Source organism: Ferdinandcohnia sp. SAFN-114, from assembly GCF_059415045.1.
Genome location: NZ_JBPFDQ010000069.1, coordinates 1 through 20609, shown reverse-complemented (window position 1 = coordinate 20609; position 20609 = coordinate 1). Strand labels below are relative to the sequence as shown.

Below are 20609 nucleotides of genomic sequence, written 5' to 3'. Positions count from 1 at the left end.
TTGAGTCCATAAAAATCAATCTCCTCTCTCTGCGTGATCTTAAGAGAGACCATTAATGAATTGTTGAATTTCTTCTTTTGTTTTACGGTCCTTACTTACAAAACGGCCTGTTTCCTTTCCGTCTTCGTAAGCTACAAAGCTTGGTATACCAAAAACGTTCAGAGTTACACATAAATCAATAAATTCGTCACGGTCTACATAGTAAAATGTATAGTCAGGATAAGAACTCTCTATTTCAGGCAAAAATGGATCGATAAAACGGCAGTCTGGACACCAATCTGCTGAAAACATAAAAATGTTCTTTCCGTTTTTGATTAATTCTTGATATTGGTCTATCGTTTCAAGTTTTTTCATGGGCTTTACCTCCAATTTCCGTATGAACTAATTATCATATATTCTTTATCTAAAAACAAATAAAAGCCCCTAACAGTGTAGGGGCTTAATATCAATATTTCACGGAAGATACGATTTGCATCATCTCAGTTGCACTTTCAGAAATGTCGCTTACCTTCGTTTCAGTCGTCATTTTTATTCCGCCAATTCCCACAGTCACAAGGTAAAGCTTGTCCTCAATCTCAAAAGCTTTTACATAGCCAAATCGCTCTTTATCTGTATAGGTTTTGTCAATTGCAAATTCCTTCGCATCGACTGAATTATATAATACATCACTTGTACGTTCTTCATTTGGATTAACAAATAAAATAAATGTTTGGTTTCCGTTTTGAAGGATTATGTTATTTTCATCCTTCTCTTCTATCTCCATAGTAGATGGCAGATAAAAGGATACATCGCCGTTTTCGCTATTTGTCTTTTCGGGTTGAGCTTTAAATATATCTTCGACCGCTGCAACCGTTTCCTTAGATTCATCTTCAATCGATGCACAACCTGCCAAAAGTCCTACAAACAATAGAAAAATGAAAACAAAGACTTTTCCTAGTTTCATATTCTCTCACCCCTTAAAAAGGTAGCTATTCTCTTTTTCTATAATAAACCTATTAATTTATTAGTTGCAAGGGTAATCTAGATATTTTAATCAATAAGAAATAAGTACCATTTTATTGTAACAATTATGACTTGAATTTTTTTCTATATGAAAACTGGCCAACTAGAAGCCTAACGACATGCGTGAACATATCTTTTCGATTCACATACTGGTCCGTGAAAATACCGATTGCCCCCTCAGCCTTGCGAATATCCTTTTGTTTTGTGAAATCCTCCATCACATCACCAAGTTCGATTCCCTTTTTTAACTCTCTAGCTATTTCATACGGTAGGAGAATTCTTGCTCCACCTGCAATTATCGGGTCATTGTCTTTATCAACAATTGCGCCCCAATTACATAAAAACATCCCGAACTCGGTTTCAACGACCCCACCCTCTAAGCCAATTCCTAGGTCTGCGCCTTCCTTTTCAAGAGAAGACTTTGCGCGATTAATTGCACCTTGAATGGTCTCCTTATCTGAAAATGGTTGAGCTGACACATCCGAAGAAACAGATGTTGGATGAAAATTTGCCTCAATGCCCTGAAATCCTTTTATAATTGCATCTACTTTTGCAGGATTTTCCGTACCAATTGCAATTCGTATCATTTCATTCCCACCTTTTTACCAAAACGAATGCTCGGCAAGAGCCGAGCACATTAATTTTAAACTTATTGTTTACCCATTTTGACGAATAGTATCCACTGTTGTGCGATCAGAATTCTTTACAAGGGTAACAAGTAATTCTTTTGCAGCAGCATAGTCATCCACATGAATAATTGATGCATGTGTATGTATATAACGAGAGCAAATCCCGATTACAGCTGATGGCACACCTTCATTTGAAAGATGAACTTGACCAGCATCTGTTCCACCTTGAGAAACAAAATATTGGTATTTAATATTATTTGATTCTGCAGTGTCTAAAATAAACTCACGCATACCACGATGTGTAATCATCGTACGGTCAAATATTCGAAGTAAAGCTCCATGTCCAAGTTTACCAAATGCACTCTTATCTCCAGACATATCATTTGCTGGACTTGCATCTAGGGCATAGAAAATATCAGGTTTAATCATTGTTGCCGAGGTTCTTGCTCCTCTTAAACCTACTTCTTCTTGTACAGTTGCTCCAGAATAAAGTGTATTCGGTAAGTCAATTCCCTGCAATTCTTTTAATAGCTCAATAGAAAGCCCACAGCCATAGCGATTATCCCATGCTTTGGCTAAAATTTTCTTTTCGTTAGCCATTGGTGTAAATGGACAAATTGGAACTACCTGCTGACCAGGCTTTATTCCCAAGCGGATTGCATCTTCACGATCATCAGCACCAATATCGATTAACATATTTTTAATATCCATTGGTTTTTTTCGTTGGCTCTCTTCCAGTAAATGTGGAGGGATTGAACCAATAACCCCGATTACAGGACCATTGTCAGTAATTACTTGCACACGTTGCGCTAGAAGAACTTGGCTCCACCAGCCACCTAAAGTCTGGAAACGTAGCATCCCATTATCAGTGATTGATGTAATCATAAATCCAACTTCGTCCATATGGCCTGCAACCATGACAGTTGGCCCATTAGCATCACCACGGCGTACTCCAAAAATACTACCTAATCCATCTTGTACAACCTCATCTGAGTATTTTTCAAGCTGTGAACGCATAAACTTTCTTACCTGGTGTTCATTCCCTGAAGCCCCAGGGAGCTCTGTTAACGTTTTAAAAAGCTCAAGTGTATCCTGTTTCAATGTCATTCTCCTTTCGGTATATAAGAGTTGTAACAATTTGCAAAAATTTGATTCTATTATGTACATTATTTAGTATATCGAAATTGTTTTTTCGTTACCATAGCGAACATGGAGATTTTCATAAAAAGAAGTTATACTTATCACAAGGATTAAGTTCGTTTAGGAGGGATTTAATGAGCTGGAATAAGTTTTTTCTTGGTTTTGGTGTTGGATTTGCAAGTGCACTTCTTATTAAAGAAGCATTAAGTGATTCAACGATTCCCGGTGACAAAGCATTAAAACTAGCCAAAGAAGCTTTCAAAAAGAATGGACCAATTGATGGTTCTTGGATTCAAATGAATCCAGAAGACTACACAAAATCAGGCATACACTATCAAGTATACAAAGGTGGCATTTCTCGCAAATTAAATCAAGGAAGCCACCAATACGAATTCGTAATGGATGCAAAAACAGGTTCCATATTAGAAGTTAACCCATTGTAAGGCATATTAGCTTATAAGATTTTACTACTTATAAGCTAATTTTTTATTCACGAATTCTTTTTCAATGAATCAATTATTTCTCCACTTTGATTCCATTTAATTGCTCGATATAAAGCATCATGATAAAAAATATACCATGCTTCGTTTGCAAGTCCTTCACCCATCCATTTTTGTTTTTGCTCAATCGATTTCATTGGGTAATCATCATAGGCCAATACCCACAAAACATTTTGATGGGCATGTGTCGGCATGATATCCGCCATATGTATTGCCTGTTCATCCTGGCTTTCTATAAAAATAATAGAATGTCCATCACTATGTCCACCTGTATGTATCATGGTAATTCCAGGGACTATCTCAAGCTTGTCAGTAAACGTATTTACTTGATGTTCGATTGCTTCCCAATTATCTTTCCAGTATGTTGCTTTTGAGCGGATATTCGGATTTCTCATTTCTTGCCATTCCACATCTGTTGCATAAATGACAGCGTTCTCAAAGGTAGGAACCAATTTATCATTTTCCCACTTCGTAAGCCCACATGCATGGTCAAAATGAAGGTGAGTCATAAGGATGATATCAATATCGCTCGTAGTAAGTCCAAGCTCTGCTAAAGACTTATCAATAGAAGATTCCTCCAGGACCCCAAAATTTCGTTTGAGCTTATCAGTCAGTTTCCCATTACCAATTCCTGATTCAATTAAAATATTTTTTGAACCTGCCTTAACAAGGATTGGATCTGTTCGCAGTTCAATTTGATTTTTTTCATTATGTGGATATCTTTTTGACCATAACGGTTTAGGTACAACACCAAACATTGCACCACCATCTAAATGTGTAACACCGCCATTTAACCATGTAAGTGTAATATCACCAATTACAAGCTGTTCCATTCTTTCCCCACCCTTCACAAACGGTTATACCCATTTTACCATTATTATGAAAATTTATAAATCATCTTTCCGTAGAGTTAACCCACCAACAAAAAAAACCCATAAACCACAGTTTATGGGGGATGTTAGGATTATTTATGTTGGTAGCGGACCTCTGATCGATAAATCGGATGTCCCATTTCTGAAAATCTTTCTTCATATTCAGTCATGATATTACCTTCAAAATCTGATTTATGCAGGTCAAGACTAACAAATGTTAAAAGAAGACCGTATTCAGAAAAACTTCTTAACGAATATTCGAATAATCCACGATTATCCGTTTTAAAATGAATTTCACCTTCGTCACCAAGGATATCCTCATACATTTGTAAAAACGTTTTGTAGGTTAAACGACGTTTTTCATGACGTGTCTTTGGCCAGGGATCACTAAAATTGAGATAAACGCGGTCAATTTCTCCTTTTTCAAAAAAGTCCCTAAGCTTAACAGCATTTTGATTTAATAATTTAAGATTTGGAATCTCTGCCTCAATAACAAGATCTAGTGCTGAGACTATTACACTTTCATATAATTCAATCCCAATATAGTTGATATGAGGATGAGCTTTTGCCATCTCTGTTACGAATCTACCTTTACCTGTACCTACTTCTATATGAATTGGATTATCATTTCCAAATACTTGATTCCAATTCCCTTTATGTTCAACTGGATTCTCAATTACATACTGTGGGTATGACGCTAATTTTTCTTTCGCCCACGGTTTATTGCGCAAACGCATGATTGCCACCTCATTTAAATACGTGTTCAGATTAGATTGTCATTTTCACCGGACTTTTTGACATTCTATTAAAGTTGTATCGCACAAAAGAATAACATGTCCAACAATTTCGTGCAAGGCTTTGTTGGATGTGTTAATGCCAATAAAAAACGTAAACACACCGATTGGTGAGTTTCGTGTTTATATCGTATAAAAATGGTCATTTCATGGAAATGTAGTATAGAGACAACATCAAAAAGGAAGTGTTCTTAAAATGCCTCTAGATTATACACATCAAATGGATATTTTAAAGGATATATTATCAAATCATCAAATGGATTGCTGTGGTACAGTATCTGAATGTGAACAATTAGGTAGACTGATTCAATCCCTTCTGGCAAACCCAAATATCGACCAGAGTGTGAAACAGGTTCTGACTGACGTCTATTCCTATAGTCAACAAGGTCAATATACCCAGCATCTGGATAACCATATTGAATCTCATCAAAATCAAATTAATCAGTGGATTTCAGATATTGACCAATACTCATAATAGGTGCTCCAAATATTGAAGCCAATGAAGGATTTCCTTCTCCTTCTTTTTTACTTGATACCAACCCAGAAGATGCAAAGATTGTGCAACCACATACCATTTCATACGCAGAAGCAAATTATCTGTCAATTCCATTCCGTAGAGACTGATCCATTTTGGCCAGTCTTCTTTTTTTATATACCAATGTAAAAGCATTCCAATATCAACTGCAGGATCTGCAATCATTGCTCCATCCCAGTCAATTAAGTAGAGCTCATTGCTATCTGATAATAACCAATTGTTATGATTAACATCTGAATGACATACGACACTGTGGTCATGTTTCATATTTTCAAGTTCTTGCTCTAAAAAAGTAATGGCCTTATTCACAATTTCAAACTTTAATAAATCTGGATGCAATTTTCGTAATACATCGTCCAAAACATCTTTGGCTTCTATAGGCTTTTTACCTATACGTCTAAGCATTTCTAATAGCTCATTGGACTGATGAATCTTTTTAAGTAATCCAGCCACATTTTCACCGTTCATCTCAGCAGGTTTTAATTCTCTGCCACTGAGCCATTGCTGTGCTGTGACAACATCGCCATTTTCGAGACGCTTAGTCCAAATTAACTTTGGAACAATCCCTTCTGCAGAAAGAACCGCAAGAAACGGGGATGAATTTCGTTTAAGAAATATTTTTTTATCATTTAATTGGGCAAAATACGCGTCTCCCGTTGCACCACCCGCTGGGGAGTATTCCCACTCGTTGCCTAATACGTATGTAAGCCAGTTTATCTCCAATTTCAACACAACATTTCCTAATAAATATAAAATAAAAAAGACAGCTATTGAACATACCATATTACAATAGCTATCTTACTAAATTTTAGCGTTCATTTACAATTAAAGTCAAGATAAAGAAACTTTTTCGCTATAAAAAATAGCAAAAATAACACAGGCAAATAGTACCAAATAGGATTATTCGACCAAAAAAGGTATTTGTCGATGCTGAACATCAACCTTAACTGGAGTTTGGCCAATGAATTCGCCATCCGCATGTACGAACATATTCTCATCTGATTCAATACGGATAGTTACACCTTTATGCTGCGCAATTTCCTTAAACTTAGTATGAGTTCCGAAGAAAACGGTCACAAATACAAATAAAAGTTTGATTCTTGAAAGATGATGAACGATTGTAACATCAAATAAACCATCTGTTGTCTTTGCCTGTGGCGCTATTTTCATACCTCCGCCATAAAAAGGTTGATTTGAAACGGTCACAAACCAAACATCTTCATAATGGAATTCTTTTCCGTCAATGCTTACTGTAACGTTCGTAAGGCGATAAGTAAAAAGGAGGCGAATCAGTGCAAAGACATATGCTAATGAGCCGAGATGTACCTTATTTAAGTATTTTTTTATTTGCGATTCATTTGTTTGCTTCGCAACTGCAGCGTCAAAACCTGTTCCTAAGCTACTCACAAAATAGGAGCTCTTTGTTTTCCCTTGAATCTTGCATTTTCCGATATCAAACAATTTTCCCTTACCTGATTTATTGCGAATAATAAAGGAGAGTGCATCTAATGGAGAACTTGGCACATTAAAACCTCTTGAAAAATCATTACCAGAGCCAGCTGGGATATATCCCACCTTAATCTCAGGATAATACACCATTCCATTCACGACTTCATTAATGGTTCCATCACCCCCAACAGCGACGACAGCCTCCACCTTAACATCGAACATTGAACCGATTTGTCGCGCCAATTCACCTGCATGATTTGGGTATTTTGTGAAGAAAGAACGATAGTGGATCTTTTTCTGTTCTAATTCATGTTTAAGCTGGTTCCAGACTTTTAGTCCCTTTCCATTACCAGCCTGTTTATTTACAATAAAAATCAATAGTTTCATAGTTTATCCTCAAAAGAATATGACATTCATGACTTAATAGTATTTTATATTCATAGAGATGACAATAGAAAAAGGGTGCATTCATTTACACCCCTATTCCATCCTGCGCACACAAACTGTATGACAGTATTGTAATAACGCATTGCCTGCTTTTAATTGCATATGTTTTAATGGAGAACTTGTATTTCGCAAACCAGTAAACCACTCTTCATATTTTCTTTTTTCCACTAAATCCACATCAAATGGTGCAAGCGGAAAATCAATATAGCCTGTACGATTCAATATCACTTTCCGAATTGGTAGCACGATATCATATAAAGAATAAATCGTACGAACGATACCATCCATTCGATCAAGCTCAATCATCGGTGATAACACTTTTTTATCATGCTTTCCTTTTCGTTCAATCCAAAACCTATCATTTGAACCGATAAATACACTATTTTCTACCCCTTCAAGAATGGTAATTAACCAAGTTGTCGTCGGACTAATCATGATAATTTCCACTTCAACCGGCGCATTTTTCAACTTGAATATGGGTCTATATAACACAAGATACGTATCTGGAAATCGCTGAAGAAAGTATTTTAAATTATGATCCTTGTAAAATTCCTTATCTATATATGATTTTTCCCGAATCGTAGAGCTTGCCCATTTCATTTGAAAATCAAAGATATGATCAAGAAAATGTTGTTTCTCTACCGTTGTCTGTTCCCATTGTTTTCTTTTTTGACGGATAAACTGGCCTGGATACCGAAACATATCAATTTCATACCTAGATATATAATCCTGCAATTTTATTAGTTGTCCCAACTTCTTTTCACCTCATTATAGAAAAAAAGAAAACAAAACTGGCAATATGATTGATGTGTAGACCGCACTTAAAATCATCGCAATCGAGCTTATTGCCCCTTGATTTGTTCCTATTTCCAATGCCCTAGCTGTGCCAATACCATGTGATGCGGTCCCAAATCCTAAACCAACACCGACAAAGTGATTGACCTTTACCATTTTTAAAAGAAGTGGACCAAACATCGCACCCGAAATTCCCGCAAACATTACATATACGGCAGCCAATGCAGGAATTCCACCCGTCATGCTTGCAATATCCATAGCAACCGGTGATGTAACTGATTTTGGAGCAATAGAAAGGATGATATCTGAATCGATGCCTAAAACTTTTGAAAAATATATTCCTGTAATAATTCCTGTTGTAGAACCTACAAAGACGCCAATGATAATCGGAATGAAAAATTCCTTTAACGATTTGCGATTTTGATACAAAGGATAGGCCAATGCCACAACTGCAGGTCCGAGTAGCTCATCTATCCATTTTCCACCCAACATATAAGTTTTATAAGGGATTGAGAAAAATAACAAAATAATAAGAACCACAAGGGTAGTTGTTGCAATTGGTACTAGTAACGGGTGAGAATATCGTTTATACAGACGCGTCATCAACAGAAAAATAGTGATTGTACAAACGATTGAGCTAATCGCATATAGAGTATTCATGCTCCAAAGCCCTCCCCAATATTCGTGCTTTGTTTTTGTTGCTTTCTAGCTGCTAATTTATCACCAACTATACCTGATGTAAGCATAACTAGAATTGTACTTAACAACACAATGGCAACCGTAATAAAACCCTTCCCTTTGAAAAAGGGGAGATAATCCATGATCCCGACAGTTGCTGGCACAAAGAGCAGTGCCAAATACGCAAGTAAAAATTGAGCCCCTTCTCCAAGCCACTTTTCTTTAATGATGTTGGTTTGTAACAAGATAAATAACAAAATCATCCCAATAATACTACCTGGAATAGATGTGTGTAAAAGCCCTTGTATCAACGTTCCGACCCAATAAATCATATATAAAATGGCAATTTGAAAACAAATCTTAACAAATCTCATCGTAAAACTTCCCCTTTTAATACGTGTTCAAAAATTAGACAAATCAGTAGCCAGTAGATAAAGAAACGGCAGTCTCGAGGACCAGAGAGGCCGAGTGAAGCAGATATCTGAAGTTTATCATTTGGAATTTTTTTGAACATCGCCTTTTTAGCTCAATGAAAAAATCGATAACGGCTGATACTTTGGCGTTCGATTCAAGTGAGTTTGATATAACACAAAATGTTCTGCTTTAAATAGTGACTGATCTTCCTTAGGTTGTACGATTTCATTTAAATCATTTGTAGAAAAAGGGGTTTCAGATTTCCATTTTCTTGCCATAGTTATATGTGGAGTAAACTTTCGTTTATCAAGTGAAAAACCCAAGTCCGTGCACGCTTGATAAATATCTTTTTGAAGAGCTATTAATGGTTCGCTTTCTTCTACTCCAGCCCATAAGATACGAGGAGAATCTGATTTACCAAACGTTCCTAGCCCATTGAGTTGAAGAGTAAAGTGTTGATGCTCCTTAGCGATTTCCGGCATTTCTTTTTTGATGGAAGTCAACTGTTTAAACGATGCCTGCCCCCCTAAAAAAGCAAGCGTAATGTGTAAATCCTCAGGATGAACCCATGACTTAAACGGTAGGCGTGGGTCCAGCATTTTCCGCCATTTAAACAAGAGCTCTTTTGTCTCTGGAGGAAGTGCAAGTGCAAGAAAGTAGTGAGTTTGATGCTCCATTTTTTAAGCTCCTTTTTTGACATAATTTATTTACCCATTTTAGCAAACTTACGGATAAAGGGAAACTAGGGGGATTCTCTCGGAGTTAGCACTTACTTCTATATCCTAATTTAAAAGCCCGCCATCAGGGCGGGCTCCAGCATCTTATTTCGCTAATTCATAAATTGCTTGAGCATAGATTGCTGTTGCCGCAACTAAATCATCTACTAAAATAAATTCATCTTTTTGGTGGGCAACATCCGGACGACCTGGAAACAATGGTCCAAATGCCACACCTGCTTTTAATGACCTTGCATATGTTCCTCCACCAATTGAAACCAAAGTAGCCTCTTCACCAGTTTGCTGTTCATAGACTTTTTGAAGTGTTTGAATTAGTGGATGATTCTTGTCAACATGGTGTGGTGAAGAATTACTGTAATTCGTAAGCTCGAATCCGAACTTCTCACATATTTCCTCAAGTTTCTTCTTCGTTCCTTCCATATCATTTGTTACTGGATAACGTAAATTTAATCCTAATCTTCCACCATTCATTGATGAATAGGAAAGCTTTCCAACATTTATGGTTAGATCACCCGTAATGTCATCACGATAAGCGACACCAAGACTTCTTCCTCTTGAATCACCAACGAAATATTCATGAATGAAGTTTATATATTGCCTTGCTTGTTCATCTAATGAAAATCCTTGTAAAAAGGTTGCCAAATATAAGCCCGCATTTTTTCCATGGTCTGGCTCCATCCCATGAGCAGACACACCTTCAAGCTGAAAAATGACGGTATCTTCATCACATATGCCACGACCTTCTAATGTATTTTTATGTAAAAATCCTTGGAAATCATTCACCATTTCTTGAAGATTTGCTTTCCCTTCAAGCTTGGCTTCTGCAAAATCAGGAACCATGTTGTAGCGTCTCCCAGAACTGAACGATTCTAACAGAAGATCACCATCAGAAACTTGATCCGATTTTTGAACCATATCAAAATCAGCGATTCCTTTTTCAGCATAAATAATTGGGAAATCCGCATCTGGTGCGAAGCCCATTGTCGGCATTTCTTCGTGCTTAAAATAATGGTCCACACAGCGCCAATCACTTTCTTCATCCGTTCCAATGATCATTCTAACACGCTTAGAAAGTGGCAAATTTAGTTCTTTCACTATTTTCATTGCGTAATATGCAGCCATCGTTGGACCTTTATCATCGAGTGAGCCTCTTGCAATTATTTTTCCGTCATGAATTTCTGCCCCAAATGGATCACTAGACCAGCCATCCCCTTCTGGTACAACATCAATATGGCATAAAATTCCAATCAAATCATTTCCAGAACCCATTTCAAGATGGCCTGCATATCCATCAAGGTTTTTAGCGCTAAAGCCTTCTGCACTGCCTTTGTCTAATAGATAGTGTAATGCCTCATCAATTCCCTCCCCAAACGGTGCATTTGGAGTTCCATGTTCTTCATCAAGGACACTTTTTATTCTCAAAAAATCTTGAGTATCTTTAATCATTTGATCTTTACGTTTTGTTACTTCTTCAAGCCAGTTAATCTGCTCCATTTTAATTCTCCTTACACTATGATTAAAATTAGTATTAATCCTACGATAGATATTACAGGAAGCGATATTAAATTCACAATATAGTGTTCCGCCTGTATACGAATAATATCATCTTTTCTAACATTAACGATAAAGTGATTGGACATGGTCCGCTTATATACAATCTTTATCCACATTCTTAGTATGATAATATAGCCAAAAAAGATCATACATTTAATCCAAATTGGGGGGATGACAATCAAGGCTGCCGTCGTGATGCTTGAGATTTGTAAACATTGAAACAAATACATTTTGTTCCTGAAAAGGACTTTAATAAATAATTCCTGTAAACTTTTCTGGCGATTACGTTTATTATAAATTCGTTTTGAGTTCCGATAAAATAATGAGCTTCGCTTCTTTTGATTTGGTGTTTTTTCAACATATTCGGAAAAAACAAAGATATTCCTAACATACTTCAGCTTCAGCATGTTCTCTACCTCAACATCCTTAGAAAAGGTTGTTAACTTATATATCCTTTTAGAAGATTTCACCCAGAATAAGTACCATTGAATAAGGCCAATCATTAGTAATAGAAAGGTAAACTGTTCAAGTGCCCAAGTTACAAATGAAAATGTGAAAGCACCTAATGCAACGAATAATAAAACTGTAAAAAAACCTTTTTTCCATGCCGAAACGATATCATCCAGGTATTGCTTCCATCCGAGAATAAGTGCTTTTAGACTGATAAAATAAAAGGTAACCATAAGAATTTCTAACCAAGATAAATTGTAATAATTGAATAAGAATGGCGCTAATATCCCGACAAGAATAAGTACTCCCACACTATAGCCAAGAACATATAGATTACGAGTCGATTTTTTCAAAGCCACAACAAGGTAGCGTTTTTGAAGTAAAAATAATTGGTCTGCTTCCTTCAAAAATGTCCGAATCCGACCTTCCCAGCAAAAAAAATAGAGCAAAATAAATAGAAAGGTAAGTGGGAAACCATTAACCCAGCTTGGAATTTCAGACCACCATATATAATAATGGTAGCCTCCTATCGCAAGGGCAGGAATAAATAAATAGAGGAATATGGTCCAATCTACTACACTCTTAAATACACCCCATTGATACCCAATCTCCTTACGAAATCGAGTTTTAAAAAGACTGTTATTCATTCGACGATTCACCTTGTACGATTTGGTTGAAACACTGTAAAAGTGCAGCCTCAGGAAGTTTTGCTTCTGCTCGAATATAATCAAGGTTACCCTCAGCCTTGAGCCTTCCACTCGCAACCAATAGGAAACGATCACATACCTTTTCCGCAGTATCTAATACATGTGTACACATCAGAATTCCTGCCCCTCGTTCTTTCTCATTATCGATTAGTGTTAAAAAGTCCTGCATCGCCATTGGATCTAAACCGACAAATGGTTCATCGATTATATAAATATCCGGTTTTATTAGAAAGGCAGTTATGAGCATAACCTTTTGCTGCATCCCTTTTGAGAAAGTACTTGGAAGCTTATGTATCGCCTTTTCCATATGGAAAAGGTTAACTAGTTTCATTGCCCTTTCATTAAACTGCGAATCTTCAATCCCCATTACACCCGCCGCAAGGTCTAGATGTTCCCATAATGTCAATTCATCATAAAAAACCGGGCGTTCCGGAATATAAGCATATGTATGGTTATTGATAAAATCAATCTTGCTATTTGTGTTTTCCAATAATCCAAGAATTGTTTTTATCGTTGTACTTTTACCTGCACCATTCGGTCCTATAAGCCCAACGATTTCACCTCGGCTAATTGAAAAAGAAAGATCTTCTATAATCTTATTATTTTGCTCATAGCCTGAATCCTGTATTGAGACTTCCAATAATGTCTGTTCCATTCACAACCCCTCCACCATTACATACGAAAATCATGAAAAAAGGTTTCCTTATTTTGGACGACCTTTACCAAACTGTAATTAAAATGTAAAAAACAGAATAGTAGAAATAATTTATGATAATAATAGAGGTAAATTGTAAATTCTTGAAAAAAATTGTGGAAATAGTCGTACTATTCAGTTACAACTATATATATATAGCAAACGCACCTGTAAAGAGAAGAGGTGATAAAAGGTCATATATATAAGATTGTTTGTTTAAAATAAGAATACGTCATACCAATTGATATTTTTAAAAAGCGATTTGATTAATAGGAAGACTGAGGCATGTCAGCATGTACAAAAATGATAAGGAGTGGTTTTTTGAAGCCTTCAACAAACCGTATGTTAACTCGTATCAAATCAGTCTACATGTTTATTAACGAAAAAGGGACTGTAACTACACAGGAGCTTGTTGATGAATTTGGTATAACATCAAGAACCATTCAGCGCGATTTGAATGTGTTAGCATATAATGATTTGGTTCGCAGCCCTAGCCGAGGAAAATGGACAATCACAAAAAAGAAAGTCAAAATATCTTAGCAACCAATTGTAAGGGGCGCAAGAAGAAGGTAGCAAATAACTTCACAATAGAAAGCCTATTCATACAGATACATATATAGAAACTATATTTGCAAGAAATAAAGGGCTGTCTTAATGACAGCCCTAGTTAATTTTTCGTATAGTTCTTTAATTGCAAGACCTCATTATCCGTTAACTCACGATATTCCCCTAACTCTAGAGATTCATCTAGTGGTAACGGCCCCATTTTAATCCTTTTCAAATAAATGACTCGCTTCCCTACCGATTCAAACATTCGTTTTACTTGATGGAACTTTCCTTCTTCAATGATTACTTCGATTTCAGAACGTAAACCACTGCTAATGATTCTTAGTTCCGCTGGCATAGTTTCATATCCATCATCAAGAGTAACCCCGTTTCGAAATGCCTCTACATCCTCTTGAGTTACTTCACCTTCAATAATAGCTACATAGGTTTTGGGCACATGTTTTTTTGGGGAAAGCAATTGATGTGCAAGCTGACCGTCATTTGTTAACAACAATAAACCTTCTGTATCCTTATCCAAACGTCCGACTGGAAAAGGTTTGTAAATCGTATCTTCCATCTCCAATAAATCAATAACAGTGTCATGAAGATGATCCTCAGTTGCAGATATGAAACCCTGAGGTTTATTTAACATTAGATAAATGAATTCCTTGTATTCGATTATTTCACCATGAACGGTGACTGAATCTAATTCTACATTTACATGCTTACTAGAATCTTTGGTAGCTACTCCATTTATTTGAACAGCTCCCGATTTTAATAGGCTTTTAACTTCTTTCCTACTTCCAAATCCTCGATTGGCAAGTAATTTATCAATTCGCAATGCATATACCTCCTTTTTTACTCCGCGAATACCCATTCTTAATTAGAATAGGCGTTTTATTCATTGCACAAACGCCCTTCATACATACACTGTTATTGTATTTTTATAAAGAAAAAGGAGCGATACCAATATGTATTATTATGATTATCGTCAACAACCTCAGGGCTTCTTTCCTGGATTTCCAGGTGGAGGCGGAAACGTAGACCGTCGTCTCGAACGTCTTGAGCGCCAAATCCAAAGACTAGAAAACCAGATTGATCGTTTAGACCGCCGCGTAGACCGCATTGAGCGTCGTCTTGGCCTTGGAACCTTCCAAGGCTAACTTACTTGTATGACCTTCTAACCCGGAAGAAAGATTGTTCCTCTCACACAAATGAATAAATATATTCGAAAAAAAGGCTGACACTTACTGTACAGCCTTTTTTCTATCTCTTGATAAAAATCTAAATCGATTGCCGAGGAGGACCTCCAATAGTCGCGAACGATAGGCTAAAAGCAGGTAAACAGCAGCCCCAATTACTACCCCAACTAAGAGCACGAAAACTGACTGCACCCTACCATTTTCAAATCCAACAACAAAAGATAAAAGCCATCCGATTAAAATTATAGCCGATGCCATAGCGGTTGCGAAAATAGCCATTAATAACGACCTTCTTGCAAACATTGAGTATTTATATCCTGTATGTCTTGCAATCATCCAGAAACAATATAAAATGGCCACCGTGTATCCTAAGGCTGTAGCTAGTATTGAACCAATTTCACCAAACCAGGAGATAAACGGACTATTAAAACTAATTTTGAGAATTAGCCCCATAAACAAACTTACCACTGCAAACTTTTGCTTGTTAATTCCTTGAAGAATAGCAGCTGAAATCGAATAGAAAGAAAATAGTATCGCGACAGGTGCATACCATCTTAAAATCCGACCACCAGCTTCACTCATTTCAAAAAATGCATTAAAGGCTGGATAAGCTAATACTGATAAACCAACCACGGCTGGTAATACTAACAGCACACAAATTTGAAAGGTTTTATCAATTTGACTTCTAAGTAAACTAAAGTCCCCAGATGTAAACGACTTTGTAATCGTTGGTACAAGCGTTAGACTAAATGCCGTAGCTAAAGAAACAGGAATCATAACCAATTTAGGAACCATGAAGGTGACATATGAAAATAATCCTTCAGATATATCTTTATCAACGCCGTTGCCCATCATTGTTTTGTTAAATGTAAGTTGGTCAACATATTGATAAAGCGGAATCGCAAGTCCGACAATGACAAAAGGTCCTGCATAAGAAAACAGCTCCCTAAACATCTCTTTTGTTGTCATATCTGTTTGAGGTTTACTTTTCGCGAGCATTTCATCTAAGTATGGTTTTCGCTTGAACCAATACCATAGGAGGACTGCCAAACCACCAAGCGCCCCAATAAAGGCACCAAATGTAGCCAATCCAACAGCAAATACTCTCTCTCCATCGATTATCTTCATCACAATAAAGGTTGCTGCCAGAACAAAGGAAATACGTACAATCTGTTCCACAACCTGAGAAACAGCAGTTGGTCCCATTGATTGGTGACCTTGGAAGAAGCCTCGTTGAATACTCATAATCGGAACAACCAGTAGTGCAAAACTTACCATTCGGATCACGAACGTAACATCTTCAACCGTATTTCCTGCATCTCCCCCTCCAAGAACAATTGGCGCAAGAAGCGGTGCAATTAAGTTAAGGATTGTAAAACCGACTAAACCTGTAAGCCCCATTACGACTAGCCCAGATTTATACATCCTCATTCCGGTATGATAATCACCTAAAGAATTATATTTTGAAACAAATTTAGAAACAGCAGCTGGAATTCCCGCTGTTGATATAAATAAAAAAATTGTATATTGTGCATATCCATAAGAATAAAGGGCAGATCCAAGGCTTCCGACTAAATACACGAAGGGAAACACATAGATCATTCCAAGTACTCGAGAAATATATGTAGCAAGGGTTAAAACAAACGTCCCACGCAATAGTTTCGAATCTGACATATAAAATCCCCAATCTTTACTTCTAATCAACTACGCCTTGGCGTATTGCATTTAGATTTTTTTCGAGCACGGTCGAAAAGTTTTGCTAAGAATCTGTGACATCCGCAGGAGGTTAAATTTATTCAGCCAAGGGGAACCACGGTTCTTTTATAACATTAAGCCATTTTAAAACAGTATAAAAATATATGCTACATCTGAATATAGTTAGACTAACTTATCAATTTTATCATACTTATAAAAATTATTAACCTATAATTATTTGTCGGTTTCTTGACTATTTGGCTTCTTTAGCATTGTAATGTATAGTTTAGACTTGTTAGTTTTTAATTTCAACGTATTCTATGTTTCAACTATTAATCAATCCCATGATATGATGTAATAAGGAAAACATGGGAGTGTGAAAAGCCATGAAAGATATTATTTTGTTTGATGGCGTTTGTACGTTTTGCAACAGCAGTGTCCAATTTATCCTTAAAAGAGATTGGAAACAACGTTATCTTTTTGCATCCCTTCAAAGTGAAGTGGGAAAAGACCTGTTGAGAAAACATGGTATTTCCGAAAACATAAATAGTTTCGTATTAATTGAAGGGGACTATTTTTATACAAAATCAAATGCTGCACTTAGGGTCTGTCGAAATCTCAAAGGACCATATCGTTTCCTTTCGATTTTTAGAATTGTGCCAGCACCTATCAGGGATATATTTTATCATGTAATTGCCAATAATCGTTATAAATGGTTTGGAAAACAGGAAAGCTGCACAATTCCTTCTCCTAAGGACCGCCAACGATTTTTAGATTAACTTTATTCAACTTGGCAGACTCCAAGCTGAATTTGATTATAAGGAGTGTTCTATTTGCAGTATGATGTAATTGTAATTGGAGGGGGACCTTCTGGCTTAATGGCTGCGATTGCAGCTGGAGAGCAAGGAGCGAAAGTTCTTCTTTTAGATAAAGGGAACAAGCTTGGGAGAAAGCTTGCAATTTCAGGTGGAGGGCGTTGTAATGTCACAAACCGACTCCCAATAGAAGAAATCATCAAGCATATCCCAGGTAACGGCAGATTTTTGTATAGTGCATTCTCTGTTTTTAATAACGAAGATATTATCGCATTCTTTGAAAAGTTAGGGATTCAACTTAAAGAAGAAGACCATGGCAGGATGTTTCCGACGACAAATCAAGCCCAGTCTGTTGTGGATGCCCTATTAAATAAACTTGAGTCTTTACAAGTTCATATCAAAACGGATACACCCGTTGCAAAGATCGACTATAAAGATGGCAGGGTCGCAGCTGTGCACTTAAAAAACGGTGAATACCTAGAAGCAAACTGTATCGTTGTCGCTGTCGGCGGTAAATCTGTACCACAAACAGGTTCAACTGGTGACGGATATGCATGGGCAAAGGCTGCCGGTCATACAATCACAGACCTCTTCCCTACGGAGGTTCCGGTAACATCAAACGAAGATTTTATTAAAAATAAAGCCTTACAAGGACTGGCATTACGAGATGTTGCTGTTAGTGTTCTGAATCCTAAAGGTAAGACGGTAATTACCCATCAAATGGACATGTTGTTTACTCATTTCGGAATTTCGGGACCTGCCATTTTACGCTGCAGCCAGTTTGTTGTAAAGACGATGAAAAAGTTTAAAGTAGATCATGTAGTCATTAGTATTGATGCGCTTCCTGCGATGAACGAAGAGCAAATTTTTCAACAGATATTGAAATTAGTGAAAGAAGAGCCTAAAAAGGCTTTAAAAAATATCTTAAAAGGATTTTTACCAGAAAGATATTTACTATTTTTATTAGAAAGAAATGAGATTGACCCACAGGTTACATTTGCAAACTTGTCTCATGATCGCATTCGTGCATTTGCTAAGGATTGTAAACAATTCCAATTCACAGTAAATGGCACTTTGCCAATTGAGAAAGCATTTGTAACTGGTGGTGGTGTTTCAATCAAAGAAATTCATCCAAAGGAAATGGAATCAAAACTCATGAAGGGACTCTTTTTCTGCGGAGAAATTCTTGATATACACGGATATACGGGGGGCTACAATATAACATCAGCCCTTGTGACGGGGAGATTAGCAGGCGAAAACGCAGGTAAACAAGCATCAGCCATACGAAAATAAAGTAGAGCCTAACACACTGTATTTATTGTGGGTTAGGCTCTATATATAACCATTGCAGAAAAACAAAAAATTTGGTCATCCTCTTGATCGCAAGATACGCCGACCTGGAATTTGATATCAATAATATCTCCTTCTCCAATCTGTTCTAAAAAGCGGTTCATCTTATGTTCGAGGTCCTTTTCATGTTCTTCATCAAAAATCCTTACCTTCAAAGCCACAAACTCCACCTCCAATACTAGTATTGACAGAGTTTTAGACTTATAAGCTTACAAATTAAGATTTTTTCATTTTTTTACGGAAGAACAGTCCTATAACTAGGATAATGACACTGATGGCAAGATACAAAAACACATTTGAGTTTCCTAATTCATTTTGCAAATCTACTTGTTTGGTGGGGGATTTCCCCTGGCCAAGCATCGCTAAATCGTCCCCTGCTGCAGATAATAATGCCGTCCTCTCGCACAACCCTGTTTCTAAATTATTAATTTCCCCATAGGCATAGACAATATATTCCTTATCTAATTCAAATTCATACCCGCAGCTTGCACTAGATCTTGCAGCGCTTACAATAACTTGAGAACTATCAACACCTTTCCAACTATCAGTGACTTCAAATAACACTTTAATCGGATCGGCACTTGATTTAATGTAGGAAAGTTTATTTTCATCTTCCATTTTAATGACTCTACCAGAAAATACGGCCGTTTTTCTATTTAACTCATCCTTTACAGATTCAGGATAGGCACATGAACATGCAGTTGCCTGACGTGGGAACAAACCAATAAAAATCAAGAAAAGTAACACTAAAACAAGTATCTCTTTTATATATTTCATTTCGTATACCCCCTTTAAGGTATAGTCGAAAAAAGGAACGTAAGGGTTGCAAAAAAAGCTTCTAGATTTATTTTCACAATATAAATGACTAATAAACCGGAATGGATCTGGGTTTTTCTATGTTTTTTTCTGCTTTATCCATATGTAATACCTTTTTCCACTATTATCCGAAAGTCACTTCTTATCCGATACTTATACCATGTTCCTTTTTTATCCAATAGTTACCTCTTATCCGCTGCTTTTGCCATGGCCTTTTCCTCTTTTTTTCCCAGAAGTCACTTCTTAATCCTATACTTTTGCCATGGCCCTTCCCTCTTTTTCCAGAAGTCGCTCCTTATCCAATACTTATGCCATGACCTTTTCCTCTTTTATCCAGAAGTCACTTCTTATCCGATACTTATGCCATGACTTTTTCCTCTTTTATCCAGAAGTCACTCCTTATCCGATACTTATGCCATGACTTTTTCCTCTTTTTTCCCAGAGGTCACTTCTTATCCGCATCATATGTTTTTCAATAGTGCGCCCTTATACTTCCCCATATGAAAGAATTAGTTCATTTCCTTTCTTGCAAAAAGACCTGTAAATAAAAAGCAGGTGATGAAAGCGACTAGGGTTACGGTGATGGCCATGACGAGTCCGATGAATGCCATAAAGGTATCGTCCCCTGGAAATTGTGGTTCAAGAGTGACAATCATATAAGCGAAAACAAGTGTAAGGATTAAATAAAAGCTACTGCCTAGAAACCCTCTTAGTGGACTAACCTAAAATAGTGAGACAATATAAAACACCTCCAAAATGGCAATACTTGAGATAAGTATTGTGACATT

The 20609-nt window shown here is 36.8% G+C and carries 25 protein-coding genes; 6 read left to right on the top strand and 19 right to left on the bottom strand.

All coding sequences use genetic code 11. From position 1 onward, the window contains the following. Positions 1–39: 39 nt before the first annotated feature. From ACR65M_RS19375 to ACR65M_RS19360, 4 genes are all read right to left on the bottom strand, one after another. Positions 40–354, bottom strand: a complete 315-nt coding sequence (locus tag ACR65M_RS19375; RefSeq protein WP_341330614.1) for a thioredoxin family protein — start codon at positions 352–354, stop codon at positions 40–42. A 91-nt stretch (positions 355–445) separates the two neighbouring features. After that, complete coding sequence (locus ACR65M_RS19370; protein WP_341330613.1) at positions 446–943, bottom strand: hypothetical protein; 498 nt, start codon at positions 941–943, stop codon at positions 446–448. 124 nt (positions 944–1067) lie between these two features. Continuing rightward, positions 1068–1589 carry a DUF84 family protein gene (locus tag ACR65M_RS19365; protein WP_341330612.1) on the bottom strand — a complete coding sequence of 174 codons (522 nt, stop codon included), beginning with the start codon at positions 1587–1589 and terminating at the stop codon, positions 1068–1070. A 69-nt stretch (positions 1590–1658) separates the two neighbouring features. Beyond that, positions 1659–2738, bottom strand: a complete 1080-nt coding sequence (locus tag ACR65M_RS19360; protein WP_440274139.1) for a M42 family metallopeptidase — start codon at positions 2736–2738, stop codon at positions 1659–1661. Positions 2739–2905: 167 nt separating this feature from the next. On the opposite strand from ACR65M_RS19360, the gene ACR65M_RS19355 reads away from it, so the two are divergent. Further along, the gene (locus ACR65M_RS19355) at positions 2906–3214 is read left to right on the top strand and encodes a PepSY domain-containing protein (RefSeq protein WP_341330610.1); all 309 of its coding nucleotides are present in this window, start codon (positions 2906–2908) and stop codon (positions 3212–3214) included. Positions 3215–3261: 47 nt separating this feature from the next. Here the strand turns inward: ACR65M_RS19355 and ACR65M_RS19350 are convergent, their stop codons facing one another. Then, positions 3262–4104 carry a YtnP family quorum-quenching lactonase gene (locus tag ACR65M_RS19350; protein ID WP_440274138.1) on the bottom strand — a complete coding sequence of 281 codons (843 nt, stop codon included), beginning with the start codon at positions 4102–4104 and terminating at the stop codon, positions 3262–3264. Between the two features lie 131 nt (positions 4105–4235). Then, positions 4236–4880 (bottom strand): tRNA (guanosine(46)-N7)-methyltransferase TrmB, encoded by a 645-nt coding sequence (gene trmB, locus ACR65M_RS19345; protein ID WP_440274137.1) that lies wholly within the window; start codon positions 4878–4880, stop codon positions 4236–4238. A gap of 253 nt (positions 4881–5133) precedes the next feature. Between trmB and ACR65M_RS19340 the strand changes: the two genes are divergently transcribed. Next, positions 5134–5412, top strand: coding sequence for a YtzH-like family protein (locus ACR65M_RS19340; protein ID WP_121447378.1), 279 nt, complete (start codon positions 5134–5136; stop codon positions 5410–5412). Here ACR65M_RS19340 and ACR65M_RS19335 read toward each other — a convergent pair. From ACR65M_RS19335 to ACR65M_RS19295, 9 genes are all read right to left on the bottom strand, one after another. Then, on the bottom strand, positions 5407–6195 hold the full coding sequence (locus ACR65M_RS19335; RefSeq protein ID WP_440274141.1) for a phosphotransferase family protein: 789 nt from the start codon (positions 6193–6195) through the stop codon (positions 5407–5409). The two genes, ACR65M_RS19340 and ACR65M_RS19335, sit on opposite strands and share 6 nt — an antisense overlap. Positions 6196–6372: 177 nt before the next feature. Next, the gene (locus tag ACR65M_RS19330; protein ID WP_440274136.1) at positions 6373–7308 is read right to left on the bottom strand and encodes a diacylglycerol/lipid kinase family protein; all 936 of its coding nucleotides are present in this window, start codon (positions 7306–7308) and stop codon (positions 6373–6375) included. 93 nt (positions 7309–7401) lie between these two features. After that, positions 7402–8121 (bottom strand): NERD domain-containing protein, encoded by a 720-nt coding sequence (locus ACR65M_RS19325; protein WP_440274135.1) that lies wholly within the window; start codon positions 8119–8121, stop codon positions 7402–7404. Between the two features lie 15 nt (positions 8122–8136). Continuing rightward, positions 8137–8823 (bottom strand): LrgB family protein, encoded by a 687-nt coding sequence (locus ACR65M_RS19320; protein ID WP_341330605.1) that lies wholly within the window; start codon positions 8821–8823, stop codon positions 8137–8139. Next, positions 8820–9215 carry a CidA/LrgA family holin-like protein gene (locus tag ACR65M_RS19315; protein ID WP_440274134.1) on the bottom strand — a complete coding sequence of 132 codons (396 nt, stop codon included), beginning with the start codon at positions 9213–9215 and terminating at the stop codon, positions 8820–8822. The genes ACR65M_RS19320 and ACR65M_RS19315 overlap by 4 nt, the downstream gene beginning before the upstream one ends. A 147-nt stretch (positions 9216–9362) precedes the next feature. Then, positions 9363–9932, bottom strand: a complete 570-nt coding sequence (gene thpR / locus ACR65M_RS19310; RefSeq protein ID WP_440274133.1) for an RNA 2',3'-cyclic phosphodiesterase — start codon at positions 9930–9932, stop codon at positions 9363–9365. A 144-nt stretch (positions 9933–10076) separates the two neighbouring features. After that, positions 10077–11486, bottom strand: coding sequence for a dipeptidase PepV (gene pepV / locus ACR65M_RS19305; RefSeq protein WP_440274132.1), 1410 nt, complete (start codon positions 11484–11486; stop codon positions 10077–10079). A gap of 11 nt (positions 11487–11497) precedes the next feature. Next, complete coding sequence (locus ACR65M_RS19300; protein WP_440274131.1) at positions 11498–12643, bottom strand: ABC transporter permease; 1146 nt, start codon at positions 12641–12643, stop codon at positions 11498–11500. Next, complete coding sequence (locus ACR65M_RS19295) at positions 12636–13358, bottom strand: ABC transporter ATP-binding protein (protein WP_440274130.1); 723 nt, start codon at positions 13356–13358, stop codon at positions 12636–12638. The genes ACR65M_RS19300 and ACR65M_RS19295 overlap by 8 nt, the downstream gene beginning before the upstream one ends. A gap of 360 nt (positions 13359–13718) precedes the next feature. On the opposite strand from ACR65M_RS19295, the gene ACR65M_RS19290 reads away from it, so the two are divergent. Then, positions 13719–13937, top strand: coding sequence for a DeoR family transcriptional regulator (locus ACR65M_RS19290; protein WP_010678476.1), 219 nt, complete (start codon positions 13719–13721; stop codon positions 13935–13937). 127 nt (positions 13938–14064) lie between these two features. Here ACR65M_RS19290 and ACR65M_RS19285 read toward each other — a convergent pair whose 3' ends face one another. Continuing rightward, positions 14065–14820 carry a pseudouridine synthase gene (locus tag ACR65M_RS19285; protein ID WP_341330599.1) on the bottom strand — a complete coding sequence of 252 codons (756 nt, stop codon included), beginning with the start codon at positions 14818–14820 and terminating at the stop codon, positions 14065–14067. A 94-nt stretch (positions 14821–14914) separates the two neighbouring features. Here ACR65M_RS19285 and ACR65M_RS19280 point away from each other — a divergent pair, with 94 nt between their 5' ends. Continuing rightward, positions 14915–15106 (top strand): hypothetical protein, encoded by a 192-nt coding sequence (locus ACR65M_RS19280; RefSeq protein ID WP_121447368.1) that lies wholly within the window; start codon positions 14915–14917, stop codon positions 15104–15106. A gap of 84 nt (positions 15107–15190) precedes the next feature. Here the strand turns inward: ACR65M_RS19280 and ACR65M_RS19275 are convergent, their stop codons facing one another. After that, positions 15191–16819 carry a putative polysaccharide biosynthesis protein gene (locus ACR65M_RS19275; protein ID WP_440274129.1) on the bottom strand — a complete coding sequence of 543 codons (1629 nt, stop codon included), beginning with the start codon at positions 16817–16819 and terminating at the stop codon, positions 15191–15193. A gap of 407 nt (positions 16820–17226) precedes the next feature. Between ACR65M_RS19275 and ACR65M_RS19270 the strand changes: the two genes are divergently transcribed. Further along, the gene (locus tag ACR65M_RS19270; protein WP_341330596.1) at positions 17227–17619 is read left to right on the top strand and encodes a thiol-disulfide oxidoreductase DCC family protein; all 393 of its coding nucleotides are present in this window, start codon (positions 17227–17229) and stop codon (positions 17617–17619) included. Positions 17620–17673: 54 nt separating this feature from the next. Continuing rightward, on the top strand, positions 17674–18948 hold the full coding sequence (locus tag ACR65M_RS19265) for a BaiN/RdsA family NAD(P)/FAD-dependent oxidoreductase (protein ID WP_440274128.1): 1275 nt from the start codon (positions 17674–17676) through the stop codon (positions 18946–18948). Positions 18949–18980: 32 nt separating this feature from the next. Here the strand turns inward: ACR65M_RS19265 and ACR65M_RS19260 are convergent, their stop codons facing one another. Together ACR65M_RS19260 and ACR65M_RS19255 are read right to left on the bottom strand one after the other, a co-directional pair. Continuing rightward, complete coding sequence (locus ACR65M_RS19260; RefSeq protein ID WP_440274127.1) at positions 18981–19166, bottom strand: sporulation protein Cse60; 186 nt, start codon at positions 19164–19166, stop codon at positions 18981–18983. A 55-nt stretch (positions 19167–19221) separates the two neighbouring features. Beyond that, on the bottom strand, positions 19222–19782 hold the full coding sequence (locus ACR65M_RS19255; RefSeq protein WP_440274126.1) for a hypothetical protein: 561 nt from the start codon (positions 19780–19782) through the stop codon (positions 19222–19224). Positions 19783–20609: the final 827 nt, after the last annotated feature.

Excerpts from the sequence above, each read along its gene's own strand:
- ACR65M_RS19375 (WP_341330614.1), bottom strand. The coding sequence starts at position 354 with ATGAAAAAACTTGAAACGATAGACCAATATCAAGAATTAATCAAAAAC.
- ACR65M_RS19370 (WP_341330613.1), bottom strand. The coding sequence starts at position 943 with ATGAAACTAGGAAAAGTCTTTGTTTTCATTTTTCTATTGTTTGTAGGA.
- ACR65M_RS19365 (WP_341330612.1), bottom strand. The coding sequence starts at position 1,589 with ATGATACGAATTGCAATTGGTACGGAAAATCCTGCAAAAGTAGATGCA.
- ACR65M_RS19360 (WP_440274139.1), bottom strand. The coding sequence starts at position 2,738 with ATGACATTGAAACAGGATACACTTGAGCTTTTTAAAACGTTAACAGAG.
- ACR65M_RS19355 (WP_341330610.1), top strand. The coding sequence starts at position 2,906 with ATGAGCTGGAATAAGTTTTTTCTTGGTTTTGGTGTTGGATTTGCAAGT.
- ACR65M_RS19350 (WP_440274138.1), bottom strand. The coding sequence starts at position 4,104 with ATGGAACAGCTTGTAATTGGTGATATTACACTTACATGGTTAAATGGC.
- trmB (WP_440274137.1), bottom strand. The coding sequence starts at position 4,880 with ATGCGTTTGCGCAATAAACCGTGGGCGAAAGAAAAATTAGCGTCATAC.
- ACR65M_RS19340 (WP_121447378.1), top strand. The coding sequence starts at position 5,134 with ATGCCTCTAGATTATACACATCAAATGGATATTTTAAAGGATATATTA.
- ACR65M_RS19330 (WP_440274136.1), bottom strand. The coding sequence starts at position 7,308 with ATGAAACTATTGATTTTTATTGTAAATAAACAGGCTGGTAATGGAAAG.
- ACR65M_RS19320 (WP_341330605.1), bottom strand. The coding sequence starts at position 8,823 with ATGAATACTCTATATGCGATTAGCTCAATCGTTTGTACAATCACTATT.
- ACR65M_RS19315 (WP_440274134.1), bottom strand. The coding sequence starts at position 9,215 with ATGAGATTTGTTAAGATTTGTTTTCAAATTGCCATTTTATATATGATT.
- thpR (WP_440274133.1), bottom strand. The coding sequence starts at position 9,932 with ATGGAGCATCAAACTCACTACTTTCTTGCACTTGCACTTCCTCCAGAG.
- pepV (WP_440274132.1), bottom strand. The coding sequence starts at position 11,486 with ATGGAGCAGATTAACTGGCTTGAAGAAGTAACAAAACGTAAAGATCAA.
- ACR65M_RS19300 (WP_440274131.1), bottom strand. The coding sequence starts at position 12,643 with ATGAATAACAGTCTTTTTAAAACTCGATTTCGTAAGGAGATTGGGTAT.
- ACR65M_RS19295 (WP_440274130.1), bottom strand. The coding sequence starts at position 13,358 with ATGGAACAGACATTATTGGAAGTCTCAATACAGGATTCAGGCTATGAG.
- ACR65M_RS19285 (WP_341330599.1), bottom strand. The coding sequence starts at position 14,820 with ATGGGTATTCGCGGAGTAAAAAAGGAGGTATATGCATTGCGAATTGAT.
- ACR65M_RS19280 (WP_121447368.1), top strand. The coding sequence starts at position 14,915 with ATGTATTATTATGATTATCGTCAACAACCTCAGGGCTTCTTTCCTGGA.
- ACR65M_RS19275 (WP_440274129.1), bottom strand. The coding sequence starts at position 16,819 with ATGTCAGATTCGAAACTATTGCGTGGGACGTTTGTTTTAACCCTTGCT.
- ACR65M_RS19270 (WP_341330596.1), top strand. The coding sequence starts at position 17,227 with ATGAAAGATATTATTTTGTTTGATGGCGTTTGTACGTTTTGCAACAGC.
- ACR65M_RS19255 (WP_440274126.1), bottom strand. The coding sequence starts at position 19,782 with ATGAAATATATAAAAGAGATACTTGTTTTAGTGTTACTTTTCTTGATT.